Origin of the sequence: Dolomitihabitans soli (assembly GCF_022213955.1) — a bacterium.
Lineage (GTDB): Bacteria > Actinomycetota > Actinomycetes > Streptosporangiales > Streptosporangiaceae > Streptosporangium_A > Streptosporangium_A soli.
Window position 1 is genome coordinate 335,646 of record NZ_JAKNTW010000009.1, and the last position, 12,952, is coordinate 348,597.

General features: G+C 68.7%; 15 protein-coding genes. 7 read left to right on the plus strand and 8 right to left on the minus strand.

Annotated features, from left to right (window positions below):
• The first annotated feature begins 158 nt into the window (after positions 1-158).
• Positions 159-494 carry a histone-like nucleoid-structuring protein Lsr2 gene (locus tag MBA17_RS21515; RefSeq protein WP_238498314.1) on the plus strand — a complete coding sequence of 112 codons (336 nt, stop codon included), beginning with the start codon at positions 159-161 and terminating at the stop codon, positions 492-494.
• A gap of 939 nt (positions 495-1,433) precedes the next feature.
• Here MBA17_RS21515 and MBA17_RS21520 read toward each other — a convergent pair.
• Positions 1,434-2,072, minus strand: a complete 639-nt coding sequence (locus MBA17_RS21520) for a maleylpyruvate isomerase family mycothiol-dependent enzyme (RefSeq protein ID WP_238498315.1) — start codon at positions 2,070-2,072, stop codon at positions 1,434-1,436.
• Between the two features lie 445 nt (positions 2,073-2,517).
• Between MBA17_RS21520 and MBA17_RS21525 the strand changes: the two genes are divergently transcribed.
• Both MBA17_RS21525 and MBA17_RS21530 read left to right on the plus strand, forming a co-directional pair.
• Positions 2,518-3,975, plus strand: coding sequence for an MDR family MFS transporter (locus tag MBA17_RS21525; RefSeq protein WP_238498316.1), 1,458 nt, complete (start codon positions 2,518-2,520; stop codon positions 3,973-3,975).
• A 251-nt stretch (positions 3,976-4,226) separates the two neighbouring features.
• Complete coding sequence (locus MBA17_RS21530) at positions 4,227-4,811, plus strand: GNAT family N-acetyltransferase (RefSeq protein ID WP_238498317.1); 585 nt, start codon at positions 4,227-4,229, stop codon at positions 4,809-4,811.
• 97 nt (positions 4,812-4,908) lie between these two features.
• Here MBA17_RS21530 and prfH read toward each other — a convergent pair whose 3' ends face one another.
• The 3 genes from prfH to MBA17_RS21545 form a co-directional block, all read right to left on the minus strand.
• Positions 4,909-5,571: a peptide chain release factor H gene (prfH, locus tag MBA17_RS21535; RefSeq protein ID WP_238498318.1), complete on the minus strand. Its 663-nt coding sequence runs from the start codon at positions 5,569-5,571 to the stop codon at positions 4,909-4,911.
• Positions 5,568-6,755, minus strand: a complete 1,188-nt coding sequence (locus MBA17_RS21540; protein WP_238498319.1) for an RNA ligase RtcB family protein — start codon at positions 6,753-6,755, stop codon at positions 5,568-5,570. The genes prfH and MBA17_RS21540 overlap by 4 nt, the downstream gene beginning before the upstream one ends.
• Before the next feature lie 290 nt (positions 6,756-7,045).
• Positions 7,046-7,846 (minus strand): MBL fold metallo-hydrolase, encoded by an 801-nt coding sequence (locus MBA17_RS21545; RefSeq protein ID WP_238498320.1) that lies wholly within the window; start codon positions 7,844-7,846, stop codon positions 7,046-7,048.
• 71 nt (positions 7,847-7,917) lie between these two features.
• Here MBA17_RS21545 and MBA17_RS21550 point away from each other — a divergent pair, with 71 nt between their 5' ends.
• From MBA17_RS21550 to MBA17_RS21565, 4 genes are all read left to right on the plus strand, one after another.
• A complete protein-coding gene (locus tag MBA17_RS21550) occupies positions 7,918-8,511 on the plus strand; it encodes a TetR/AcrR family transcriptional regulator (protein ID WP_238498321.1) in 594 nt (197 codons plus the stop codon).
• Positions 8,512-8,612: 101 nt separating this feature from the next.
• Positions 8,613-9,143, plus strand: a complete 531-nt coding sequence (locus tag MBA17_RS21555) for a PadR family transcriptional regulator (protein ID WP_238498322.1) — start codon at positions 8,613-8,615, stop codon at positions 9,141-9,143.
• 95 nt (positions 9,144-9,238) lie between these two features.
• On the plus strand, positions 9,239-10,300 hold the full coding sequence (locus tag MBA17_RS21560) for an alpha/beta hydrolase (protein ID WP_238498323.1): 1,062 nt from the start codon (positions 9,239-9,241) through the stop codon (positions 10,298-10,300).
• Complete coding sequence (locus MBA17_RS21565; protein ID WP_238498324.1) at positions 10,297-10,743, plus strand: nitroreductase family deazaflavin-dependent oxidoreductase; 447 nt, start codon at positions 10,297-10,299, stop codon at positions 10,741-10,743. The genes MBA17_RS21560 and MBA17_RS21565 overlap by 4 nt, the downstream gene beginning before the upstream one ends.
• Before the next feature lie 75 nt (positions 10,744-10,818).
• Here the strand turns inward: MBA17_RS21565 and MBA17_RS21570 are convergent, their stop codons facing one another.
• Genes MBA17_RS21570 through MBA17_RS21585 form a run of 4 tightly spaced genes read right to left on the minus strand, consistent with a single transcriptional unit; the run spans position 10,819 to position 12,941 of the window.
• Complete coding sequence (locus MBA17_RS21570) at positions 10,819-11,328, minus strand: nucleoside 2-deoxyribosyltransferase domain-containing protein (protein WP_238498325.1); 510 nt, start codon at positions 11,326-11,328, stop codon at positions 10,819-10,821.
• On the minus strand, positions 11,325-11,750 hold the full coding sequence (locus tag MBA17_RS21575; RefSeq protein WP_238498326.1) for an HIT family protein: 426 nt from the start codon (positions 11,748-11,750) through the stop codon (positions 11,325-11,327). Before MBA17_RS21575 ends, MBA17_RS21570 begins: the two co-directional genes overlap by 4 nt.
• A gap of 52 nt (positions 11,751-11,802) precedes the next feature.
• Positions 11,803-12,201, minus strand: coding sequence for a hypothetical protein (locus tag MBA17_RS21580; RefSeq protein WP_238498327.1), 399 nt, complete (start codon positions 12,199-12,201; stop codon positions 11,803-11,805).
• A complete protein-coding gene (locus MBA17_RS21585; RefSeq protein WP_238498328.1) occupies positions 12,198-12,941 on the minus strand; it encodes an SDR family oxidoreductase in 744 nt (247 codons plus the stop codon). The genes MBA17_RS21580 and MBA17_RS21585 overlap by 4 nt, the downstream gene beginning before the upstream one ends.
• Positions 12,942-12,952 lie beyond the last annotated feature (11 nt).

Below are 12,952 nucleotides of genomic sequence, written 5' to 3' on the forward strand. Positions count from 1 at the left end.
GGGAATTTTTGTTCTCCGTAGTGTGGCCGTACCCAGCGGCGATGATCACGTACGGGATAAGTATGGTTTAGAAGAAGACATGCGGGAGAAGAAGGGCGGGTCGCGGTTCGACGAAGCGCTACAGTCACCGGAACCCGTAAGAGCTTTGGAGAACGCGTATGGCCAAGAAGATTGTTGAAACTTATACAGATGACCTCGATGGCAAGGAGGCGACTGGAACCACGCGGTTCGGGTTGGACGGTCGCGAGTATGAGATCGATCTGTCCGACAAGAACGAAGCGAAGCTGCGCAAGGCTCTCGCGCCGTACATCAACGTTGCCCGTCCCGTTCGACGTGAACGCCTGGGACGTGGGCGCAGGGGCGGCGCAGGTCGCTCACTCGACCGCGAAAAGTCCAAGGCGATGAGGAAGTGGGCGAAGGAACACGGTCTTCCCGTCAGTGAGCGTGGCCGGATCGCCTCCGACATCGCGGAGAAGTACGACGCGGCCCACTAGGAATACTTCTGCCGGGGACCCGCACCTGCGAAGGGTGCGGGTCTCTTGCATTCTCGCGATCGAGGCGCGCAGGTCATCCTCCCCCGGCTGCGATGCCGCCGGCCGACTGCTGTGGTCCATGGACGACGACAACGCCAAAATCTCCCACATCTACGATGACCTGGGGCGCCGCACCGTCCAATGGTCGGAACCGAGTGGATCTACGACACCTCGCCACGGGGCGGCCGATCTCGGCCACCCGGTACATCGGCGGCCAGGCCTATGCGGACGCGGTCACCGCCTACGGCTCCGCCTGCCGGCCGACCACCACCAAGCAGTCGGAACAAGTTTTTATTGATACCCATATATGAATAGGTATATACTTTCCCCTCCGAAAAGGTGGTTTATCGGTATTTATACATGGCACTTCGCTCTTTGCTTGGCCGGCGTTAGCCTGGCGCTGAGCACATTGCGATCGTCGCTGGTGGGCGTCACGGCTCTTGCGTTCAGAACGCGACTCGTGGAGTTGTCGACGATCCCGCTCGCCAGTCGGTCAACCTTCTCCATGGGCATCGGTCGCAGGCGACCCGTGAAGGGGCGGCGCCGTTTATGGATCCGAGTGCCATCGCCCGCGCCCCCGCCCTGGCGAGGCAGGGGGGAGCCGCCATGGCAAACGTGTCCGTGTAGTGCGAGCCATCTGCGGGGAGCCTGATACAGGCCTGCACGCAGACAGCGCGTGGATAACGCCCTCAGCCTGGGAGGCGTATCGTCTCACCAGTCGATGGTCACGCTGCGCTCACGGAAATCCTGCCTGCGCTTATGAATGAAGGCCGGCATCCATGCAGACCTGAAGACGAACAGGAGCGTCTCATGGGATGGAACCGATATCTCCTGCAGAATAAATCTGAGGCCTCGCCAGAAGCCAGTCTCGCGGCTGTTTCGCGCGTCGTTCTCCCGGTGTCAACCATGGTGAAGTCCTCCGTCTCGGGTGAGCACGGGGAGGCCTGGGCCCGTCAGCTCAGCTGAACCGACGGCCCTCCCGGACACGGCCAGCAGAAGCGCCAGGGCGGTGCCGCGCACCTCCGGACCTTCGCCGACGTCGATACTTGCGTCGGTCGCCATCAAGCGCAGTCCATGTGCTCGTTCTCTGCCTCCGCCGAGCGCCACGCCGGTGCCGAGTTGGTAACGTAGCGCGGCGGCGACGTGCGCGACCGGATAGTCCCGGCTGAGGCCGAGCGGGCGCCGGATGTCTTCTCCGTGCACGAACGCTTCGACCAGCCGGGTGGCCTTCGGCGCCGGGGCACTGGTGGTCCTGCCGCTCGCCGTACGGAACGAGGCGAGCGTGAGTTGTGGTTCGCCGGCACGCTCCCGGGCGACTCCCGCGTTGTTGATGCGGTCGAAGTCAAAGCGGGCAGCGGCAAGACGCAGTAGGAAGCCCAGGCGGGTGGTCTTGGCGTCATCGGCGAGATGGGCCACGACGTCGTGAACGTCCCAGCCAGGACACAGCGAGGGTGTGGCCCACCGCTCGGTCGGGAGGGTCTCCAGGTCTCGGATCAGTGCCTCGCGTTCGGCGTGGACCACGGCCCAAATCTCGTTCACGTCTGCCCCCTTCGCTGAAGTTCGCGAACTGAACTGAACTGTACAGGACAGATATTACTGTACTCAATAGTTCAGTTATGGACAGTGTGGTGGCCGCCATCGTCGCTCTCGTCATCGTCGGTAGCCGACGGGTGTCCGAGCCCGGCTGAGAGACGCCCGCTCTACGGTGAGGGCACCGGTCCCTCTGGTATCGACCATGGAGGATCTCAGCCGGGGGTCACTTCAGGCAGGGGCCGAGGCAGGCGTCCTTCGTGCGCGCGATCTGAAGATCGTCGTCCGCAGGTGAAAACCAGGTGACATTTAACACCATTTGCCCGAATATTGGGCGCGGTCGATGAGTTTTGTCGGTGGCGTAGGTCAGTCTTTGCATGACCACACCGTTTGTGCGACCCCAAGGCTGGAACGCCAGCCATGATCCATGTCCGATAACCCCGATCGAGGTACCGTGTCCAGCCCACTGCTCGACTCACCTGCCAAATCAGCAGCCACCGTCTCAGGTCGCACCCCGGCCGTGATCCGGCTGCTGGTGCTCGCCACCTTCGTGGTCATCCTCAATGAGACGATCATGATCAACGCGATGCCGCAGTTGATGGCCGCGCTGCAAATCACCGAGTCGACCGCGCAGTGGCTCTCGACCGCCTTCATGCTGACCATGGCCGCGGTCATCCCGGTCACCGGGTGGTTCCTGCAACGGGTGTCCACCCGCCACGCGTACGCCACCGCGATGAGCATGTTCCTGCTCGGTACGGCGTTGGCCACCATCGCGCCGTCGTTCGAGGTGCTGCTGGGTGCCCGAATCATCCAGGCGTCCGGCACGGCCGTGATGATGCCGCTGCTGATGACCACACTGATGCAGGTGGTGCCCGGGTCAGACCGGGGCCGGGTGATGGGCAACGTCACGCTGGCCATCTCGGTCGCGCCCGCGATGGGCCCGGCGGTCTCCGGCGTGATCCTGCAATTCGGGTCCTGGCGCCTGCTGTTCGCCGTGGTGTTCCCCATCGCCGCCGTGATCGCTTGGCGCGGCCTGAAGCAGCTGAAGAACATCGGCGAGCCCAGGTCCGGCACCGTCGACTGGTTCAGCGTGGTGACCGCCGCGGCCGGCTTCGGCGGCCTGGTCTACGGGCTCAGCCGGTTCGAGAGCGGTGACGTCCGCGTCGCCCTCGGCATCGTGGCGGCCGGCCTGATCGCTATCGCCGTCTTCGTCGTCCGTCAGCTGTCGTTGCAGAAGCGCGGCGTGCCCCTGATGGACCTGCGTACCCTGCGCCACCGCACCTACACGGTCGCACTGATCCTCATGTCGGTTTCCTTCATGGCGATGCTCGGCTCGATGATGTTGCTGCCCCTGTACCTGCAGAACATCCGCGAACTCAGCGCCCTGCAGACCGGACTCCTCGTGATGCCGGGCGGCCTGGCGATGGGACTGCTCGGTCCGACCGTCGGCCGCCTGTTCGACCGGTTCGGCGGCCGGGTTCTGGTCATCCCCGGCGCGATCGGGATCATGCTCTCCCTCGCCGGCTTCACCCAGATCACGATGACCATGCCGTACTGGCAGCTCCTCGGTCTGCACGCGCTGCTGATGGTGAGTCTGGCCGCGACCTTCACCCCGGTGTTCACCCTCGGGCTCGGAGCGGTTCCCCCGCACCTCTACTCCCACGGCAGCTCGATCCTCAGCACGCTGCAGCAGGTCGCCGCGGCCATCGGCACCGCGCTCGTGATCACCGTGATGAGCACGCGAGCCGATGCCCTGAAGTCCGCGGGAGTCGCCGACGCAGTTGCCAGCCTCGACGGCATGCGGCTGGCCTTCGTCATCGGCGCGGTGCTGTCCGTGGCCGTGGTCGTCACCGCCCTGCTCCTACCGGCCCGGGCGGACAACGTCGGCGAGCACGAGGGACACGCTCATTGAGGCCGGTGCGACGGCGGTGGGTGAGACGCTGCAGTCCCTTGGCGATCTTCTGAAATCTGCCGCACCGGCTCTCCGCAGGGCCGGTGCGGCTGTCTTCTTCTCGCTTATGTGACGCTCGAATGTGACGGGTGGCAAGCCGTCGTCGGCGCTCGCTTGTCTTTGGCGCGGCGAACGGTGCAATGCACCGGTCGCCCGGACCTGAAGGCAGCGATGGTTGATCACGGCTTGACGGGGTCGCACACTGGGGAACCATGGCTTTGACCAACCGTCTCGCTAGCCGCGAGGACATCCCAACGCTCCTGCCCTTGATCGCGGCCGCCATAGGCGAGTTGCAGAAGGGGTTCCTCGACGACGCGCAGATCGAAGCGAGTCGGTCGATCATGGGCATCGATACGCAGCTCATCGACGATGGCACCTATTTCGTGGTCGAGCTGGACGGGCAGGTGGCCGGCTGCGGCGGCTGGAGTCGCCGGGCGACGCTCTACGGCGGCGATCACTCCCAGGGCCGGGACCCGGCGCTGCTGGATCCCGCCCGGGACCCGGCCAAGGTCCGGGCGATGTACACCCATCCCGGCTTCACCCGTCAGGGAGTCGGCCGGCTGATCCTTTCCTTGTGTGAGGCCGCCGCCGCTGCCGAGGGGTTCGCCTCGCTTGAGCTCATGTCGACTTTGTCGGGTCTGGCGCTGTACGAGGCCGCCGGGTACGTGCCGATCGAGCACATCGAGGACCCTGCCGGCGGCACACCCGTTCCGCTGGTCCGGATGCGCAAGTTCGTCAAGGCGTCGCCGGACGACGTCCGGACCGGCGACCGTACGATCGAGAACCATCGCGCCTAGCTCGACTGCCACAGGTTGAGGACGAAGGCGACGCAGGCTCGCGCCCACTCTCGGCGCGGGTGCGATCCGGTTACCGCGGCGGGCGCGGCCGTACGGACTACCGCCGTCGCCGGCGCGCCCGCTCCTGCGGGGCCAGGTCCTGTTCCGAGGTCTCCGGACGTTCGACGCGGGTGGGGTTGCCGCGTACGAGTTCATCGTGGATGTGCCAGCGGGCGGTGGTGACGGTGCGCGCCGCCGCTTCGTCGCCCTGTTCGATGCGCTGGCGTAGCAGTCGTATGGCGATGCGGCGGTTGAGGTCGAACTGCCGCTCGGTGTCGACCACGACCACGATTCCCGAGGGGCGGTGGGTTGCCCGTGCCGCCGTGCTGGCCTTGTCTCGGTGTTGACCGCCGGGGCCGCCGGTGCGGCAGGCGACGATGTCGACGTCCGCTTCCGAGAACGTCGTGCGCGGGGTGTCGACCTGGCACGGTTGGGCGATGACGTACCAGTTCTTGCGGCCGGTGGTGGGCCGGTAGGGGCTGGGGGCCTGCCAGCACAGAGTTCCGGTCCACGAGGCGGCGAACGCCTCGGCGCCGGCCCCCGCAATCTGGACCACGACCGATCGGTAGGTGTCGGGTCGTGCACCGGGAACGCTCTGGGCCCGATGGGTCTCCAGATTCTGCCGGGCGGCGTCGGCTTCCAGGCGGCGCAGCAGCCGGGCCAGCGCCCAGGCACACTCCTGCGGTCCACGCCCGGCCGACAGGAGCAGGTGGACGCTCACCGCCGGCCCTGCCTGCGGCGGTTGTCCCGGCGATCCTGCTGGGGCGTGGACCCGAGGGTGGGCGTCTTGTAGGTGACCAGGGGGACCGTGGTGGCCACGGGCGTGGCCAGGTCGTGGTCGACGAGGTCGGCGATCACTTGCTCGATGCGCTTGTACGCCGTCGGCGCCTCCTCGAAGAGCAGTTGGCGGTCGCCGCACACCACCAGCGACCCCACCGGTGTACGGCGCAGTTCCTCGACCGTGTGCTTGGCCCGGCCCCGGCGCAGGGCGTCGGCGCGTGACATCTTGCGGCCCGCGCCGTGCGCCACGGAATGGCCGGCATCCGGCCCGGCGTGGGCGGCCACGAGGTAGGAAGGGGTGCCTCGCGTACCGGCGATGAGCACGTCGCGGCCGTCACCCGGTGCCGCCCCCTTGCGATGCAGGTAGTGCCCGTCGCGGATCTCGACCAGGTTGTGGCACAGGTCGACGATCGGCTCGGTGGGCTCGGCCCCCAGGGCATGGGCGACCCGGGCGGCCATCAGCCGCCGGTTGAGCGATCCCCAACGTACGGCGTCGTCATGCATCGCCAGGTAGGAGCCGGGGTCAGGGGTGGGGCCCGCGCCGTGGACCGCGGTGTGCCCCCGCAGGATCCGCTCGCCCAGCCCCCGGGAACCACTGTGGACGACGAGAACGAGATCGTCGGCGGCGATCCCGAGACGGCTCGCGTGGTCCGGCTCGAAGACGGTCTCGATCCGCGCCAGCTCGACGAAGTGGTTACCCCGGCCGACCGTCCCGAGACCCTCGGTGTGACCGGCGGGGATATCGCCCTCCACAACGGCCCAGGCCGGGTCGTCGGCATCCTGCTCGGGGTCCAGCGCGCGGTCGAGGTCGGGGAACCGGGCAGCGAGCTTCTCTGGTACGGCGCGCCTGAGTGCGATGGGGAACACGGCGATGCCGCACCCGATGTCGGAGCCCACCAGGAACGGGTACAACACGCTCGACGCCATGGCCGCGCCGACAGGGGCGCCCTTGCCGGGGTGCAGGTCCGGCATGCCGGCGACGTGGATCATGCCGTCGAGGGCGGCCACCTGGTGGCACTGCGCGAGGGCATCGGACTCGATCCAGCTCGTGGGGGAGGCGAACACGGTGACGGTGGCCGAACCCCTGGCCGGGGTGGACTCTGGCAGGGAGTATTGCTGAGACAACGACGCTCTCTTCGCTGAACGGGCATGGGCGGACGGCGTGACGGCGCGAGTCGGCACCGTGGCCTCGGAGTAACGGGAATGCTGTCCGTCAGAACGTCATGGACACCACGTTCCCTTAACCCACCGCGCCCGGCAAACGGTTTTCGGCCGTACGGGCCGCCGTGGGTAGCACGGTTTCCAACCCGTACGGATATGTCCGGCTGACTCGCTCCGAGTGACGGATGCCCGCCCCTGAAAAGCCGCTGGGATGTTCCCGTGTGGATCGGGGGCGGGTGATCGATTGGCCGGAGTCAGGCGGCGAAGCGGGCCAGTTCCCACGGGTCGTGGGCGCTGAAGACGCTGACCTGGTCGCCGTGGTCGCGCACCAGTTCCCGCAGCCGGGCGTGGGTGCCCAGGCGCAGGTCGTGGTGCACCTCCGAGGTGGTCTGGACGAAGTCGAGCAGCGGGTGCGGGTGCGGGTTGGGCTGGATTTCGCGGTGGTAGTAGTAGGCGTCGCCCGCGTGCAGCAGCCAGCGGTCGCCGTCCCGGACCGCCACCCCGGTGTGGCCGTGGGTGTGGCCGCCGAGCGGGACCAGCAGGATGTCCGAGAGCCCCTGCGCGGGCAGGGCGTCGAACCCGAACCACTGCTCGGCGGGCCGGGTGACGGTGTAGGTGACCCAGTGCGGGCCGTGCGCCCAGTGCGCCGGGCGGTAGCGGAAGCTGGGCGCCTCGGCCAGCGCGGCGTCGAGTTCGGCGGCCATGACGTGGACTCGGGCGTGGGGGAAGTCGGGCAGGCCGCCGCAGTGGTCCACGTCCAGGTGAGTGACGATGATGTGCCGCACGTCGGCGGGGGAGTAGCCCAGGCGTTCGATCTGCCGGACGGCGGTCTCCTGCTCGTCGAGTACGGGCTGGGCCATCTCGACCCAGTCGGCGCCCAGGGTGCCTGCGGGGTCGCGCACGTCGTCCAGGCCGAGACCGGTCTCGGCCAGCACCAGGCCGTCGGTGTCGGTCTCGATCAGCAGGCAGTGGTTGACCGCGTGTGCGGGCGCCGGTCCGTCGTAGGTGGCCTCGATCTCTCGCACCGATCCGCAGTTGAGGTGGTGGGTTCGCATGACGGCAAACTCCTTTATATTACGAACGTTCGTATGTTTTTGGCGAACGATCGGTAGGTTATGCTCGGACCATGAGCCCGCGCAAGTCCGTCATCGAAACGGCCGCCACCCGCACCCGCATCATCGAGTGCGCCCTGGCCTCGGCGTCGGCCGACGGCCTGGAAGGTGTCACGATCGGCCGCCTGGCCGGCGAGCTGGGCATGAGCAAGGCCGGAGTGATCGGCCACTTCGGTACCAAGGAGGCCCTGCAACTGGCCGTCCTCGACGCCGCCGTCGACAGGTTCATCCGGCGGGTGCCCGCGCGGGTGGTGGGCGCGCGGCCGGGCGCCGAACGGCTGGCGGGCGCGTTCGGCGAGTGGTTCGACTACATGGCCGACGACCACAGAGGCTGCTTCCTCACCTCGGTCGCCACCGAGTTCGACGACCGCCCCGGCCCGGTCAGGGACGCCGTCATCGCCGCCCTGTCCCAATGGTCGGCCTACATCCTGGACGAGCTCGGCGCCGCCGTCGACTCCGGTGAGTTCCCCCGCGACACCGACCTCGACCAGCTCGCCTTCGAGCTCAACGGCGTCGCCCTGGCCACCGCGCAGGCCGTACAACTGCACCACGACCCGCTGGCCGCCACCCGCGCCCGCCGCGCGCTGGCCCGCCTCCTGCCCTCATGATCCGCCACTCGGGTCGGAACGGCCACCTGCGAACCGGCCGCTAGCCTGGTCGGCAGGGCGATTGCTTGACGGGTGCCGGGCCCCGGCGAGTGAGGGAGACGATGTCGGCGACGCGACTGCTGGTCCTCGGTGTGGTGCGGCTGCACGGTCAGGCGCACGGCTACCTGGTGGGCTCCGAACTGGAGTCGTGGGAGGCCGGGCAATGGGCAGGGCTCAGGTCGGGCTCGATCTATCACGCGCTGCGTCAGCTGGCCAAGGAAGGTCTGCTGGACACCAGCGAGGTGCACGAATGGCCGGGCCGCGTCGATTACGCCATCAATGAGAAGGGCGAGGCGGAGTTCCTCGGGCTGCTCAGAAGCGCCCTGAGCGTGCCCGATCGGCGTCCGGAGCCGCTCAACGCAGCCCTCGTGCTGCTCCCCGCGCTGCCCGAGGGGGAGGTGATCGCGCTGCTCAAGGAGCGGGTGCGCGCCCTGGAGGACGAGCGGGCGCGGATCGTGGCCACGGCCCAGGAGGGAAAGCGTCCAAGGAACGTGGCAGAGCTGTTCGCCCTGCGCGCGGCGCAGGCGGCGGGTGAGGCGGCGTGGACCCGTGACCTGATCGGGCGGCTGGAACGCGGTGAGGAACCGGCCTGATCGGCCGGAAAGCAGTTTGACGGCGGAGAGGTGGATGAGTCATAGTTCGATACCCAAATTTGGTTACCCAAATTTGGTTACATCGAAGGAGCTCCATGCGCATCACGACAGCGGTACTTCTGGCGCTCGTCTCGATCCCCGCGACGGCGATCCCCGCGACGGCGATCCCCGCGACGGCGATCCCCGCGACGGCGATCCCCGCGACGGCGAACGCCGCCCCCGTCTGCCGGACAGTCAGCGCCAAGGTGGCGATGACCTCCAGCGGGCCCGCCGACCAGCGCGTCGTCGGCACTCTGTGCCTGCCGCGCGGCCGTACCGCCACCGTTCAGCTGCTCATTCCCGGCGGCTTCTACGGCCAGGCCTACTGGCGGATGCGCGGCGACCGGCAGCGCCCCTCCTACGTGGAGACGATGACCGCCGCCGGGTACGCCACGCTGGCCATCGACCGTCTCGGTACCGGGGCGAGCTCCTACCCGCCGAGCGCCCGCTTCGGGCAGGACACCCATCAGATCGTCATCCGCCGGCTCATCCGGCAACTGCGCGAGGGCCGCTTGGGCGGCGGCCGGTTCGCCAAGGTCGTTCTGGTCGGCCACTCGCTGGGCTCGACCCTTGCCCGCACGGTGGCCGCCGCACATCCAGCCGAGGTGGACGGGGTCATCCTGACCGGCGAGTCGAGCGTGCCGAACGAGGCCGCCTTCGAGCAGTTGGGCGCGGGGATCTACCGCGCCGCCGACGACCCCCGCTTCGCCGGGCGCGGGCTCGACGACGGTTACCTCACCACCCGGCCCGGCCTGCGGGCCACCTGGTTCTACCACCGGCCCAACGCCGACTCCAAGGTCATCGCCGCCGACGAGGCCACCAAGACGACAGACGTCTTCCCGCCCGGCGACTCCTACACCCCGCCCTCGATCAACAAGAGCATCCAGGCCCCCGTACTGATCGTCAACGGCGAGCACGACAAGCTGCTGGCCGGAGCCCGATCCTCCTCCGCCGCGCTGCACGCCCAGGAGGCCCCCTTCTACAGTGTCCGCGCCAAGCTGGAGACCGTCCTGGTCCCCGGCGTCGGGCACGTGCTCAATGGCCACCGCACCGCGCCCCACTGGTTCGTGCAGGCACGCGAGTGGGCCGACCGTCGCGTGGGCGGAGCGGCCCGATGAGCCAAGAGCCGATCGACAGCCCGACCGGGTGGGTGGCCAGGCACGTCAAGAGCTACGCCGAGTCCGGCGGCACTCGCGGCCACCACTTCCACGGCGCGCCCACCCTGCTGATCACCACGATCGGCCGCCGCTCAGGGCTCCCTCGCCGCACCGCCCTCATCTACGGCCGCGACGGCGACCGCTACCTCGTGGTCGCCTCCAACGGCGGCGCCGCCGACCATCCGCTCTGGTTCCACAACCTGCTCGCTCAGCCACAGGTCAAGGTGCAGGTCGGGGCCGAGGTGTTCGACGCGGTGGCCCGCCTGGCGGCCGAGGACGAACGGCTCCGCCTCTGGGAGACGATGACCGGGATATGGCCGCGCTACACCGGCTATCAGCGGGAGACATCACGGCAGATCCCGATCGTGATCATCGAGCGGGCGGCCGTGCCGGACTTCGGCTGACGATGATCTGCAGGGGTCTGAGAGGCGTTGCGGCCGTGCCGGATGCCGGACGGCCGTCGACCACACGGAACGGGATCAGGGCAGCTCGCCGGCGGCGTCCGGGTGTCTGGTGAGGATGGCCAGGGCGGCGCTCACGGTGCCGGCGAGCGTGTCACACACCGGTACGCCGTGGCGGTGGGCGACGTGGATCAGGTACCGGTTGCGTTCGGGGTTCGGGCAGTCGGGCGGGCATCCGAGTACGGCCCGGCCGGTGGTCACGTCCAGGCCGAACTCCACGTTGGTGGTGAAGCCGGGCAGCACGTTCAGGTCGCGGGGGATCCAGAACAGGATCGCGCCGGCGGCGGCGCGGGCGGCGGTCTCCCAGTCGACCTGGTCGTCGTAGTGGGCGGCGCGGTTTCCGCCGCGGGACTCGGGGGAGAGCACGCTCAGCGTTCCTGGCCCGGACCACTGCCCGGCCAGCTCGGCGGCGGCGGCCGGGCGCCAGGACTCCACCGCGCCGCCAAGGCGTGGGGTGGGGCCGGCCAGGAACACCGACGCCCCGCCGGGGATCGGCTCGCGTGCCATGACCAGGGTCGTGGTGGTCATCGGGAGTCTCCGTTCTGCCCGGCGGCGCGGGCGGCGTGCTGCGGTGTCCAGGGGAGCGGCAGATCATCGCCGGCCACCCGGGGGACGACGTGCAGATGCAGGTGGTAGACGGTCTGGGTGGCCGCGCTGCCTTTGGAGGTGATGACGTTCGCGGCGGGCAGCTCTCCGGCGAGCTGCGCGGCGGCGGCCATCGTGAGGGCGGAGACGGCCGGGTCGGTGCCGACGTCGGCGACGTGCTCGCGCGGGATCACCAGGACGTGTCCGGGGGTGACGCCCCCGGAGCGGGGCGCGATGGCGATGACCTCAGGCCATTCACGGATCATTGTGGACGGGGCCTGCCCGGCCACGATGGCGCAGAAGACGCACCCGGCCCGGGCGCGCGCGGCGGGGGAGCGCTCCGCCGTGGCGCCTGCGATCTGCATAGTTTCCTCCTTGTTTTCGGGCATTACAGCCCTCTCTTCAGAAATACGGGATTTATGCCTCTTTGAGGCTGGTGGTGAGCGGCCACAGCACCAGCGGGATCACGGTCGCCACCGAAAGCGCCATCAGCAACGGCACGCGCTCTCCGGGCGTCAGATGGTGCAGCAGCCGCAGGTGGATCACCAGGTGCGGAACGGCGAACACCAGGTACACGGCAAGCGCCGTACGGACCATGCTCCGCCGTACGATGAAGACGCTCACGCCCAGTGCCACCGACGTGGCCAGGCTCATCGCGCCGTAATCCATCATCAGATGCGCGTTGTACGGCATGCGCATCCCCACCCACGGGATGTCGAAGAACGAGCGGGGAAGCAACAGCGCCCAGCAACCCACGACGAACTGTGCCGCGGCGAGGAAGGCCAGACCTCCGCGGAGCCACGTACGCGCGCTCATCCGGCGAGGAACTGTTCGAAGGTGATCTGTCCGACGGCGTGGCCGGGGGCCAGGTGGCCCCCTGCTCGATAGCCGCGGATACCGGCGCCAGGCAGCGGCACTGACACCACCGGCCGGCGGTTGGAGCGCGCGCGGGCATAGGCGCGGGCCAGATCGGCCGCGGCACGCACCTCGGGCCCGCCCATGTCAGGCGCCCGGCCCGCCGGTGCCGCACCGGCCAGGTCGGCCAGGCGGGCGGCCACCTCGCCGGCGTCGACGGGCTGGAAGCTGACCCCGGCAGGCATCACGATCACCGGCAGCCACCGCTGGACCGTGCACATCCAGACGATGAGCTCGTGGAACTGAGTCGTGCGCTGGATGGTCAACGGCAGCCCGGACTCCTCCAGAAGCCGCTCACACCCCAGCTTCGCCCGATAGTAGGAAATATCCACTTGATCGACGCCGACGATGGACACGTAGATCAGGTGAGGCCGGCCGGTTCGCCTCGCCGCCCGGACGAGGTTGCGGGTAGCGTCTTCGTCCGCACGGCCGTTACCGGTCGCGCAGTGGATGATCGTGCCGGCACCGCCGACCGCCGCCTCCAGACCCTCGCCGGTGATCAGGTCACCGCGGCACGTCCTCTCGTCGGAAGACGGTTTGCGGCTCAGCACGCGTACGGCATGGCCGGCGGACAGAAGTCGTGGAACGAGCGCACGGCCGAGTCGGCCGGTACCGCCCGTCACCAGGATCGGGTTCGTCATGGGTGGCAACC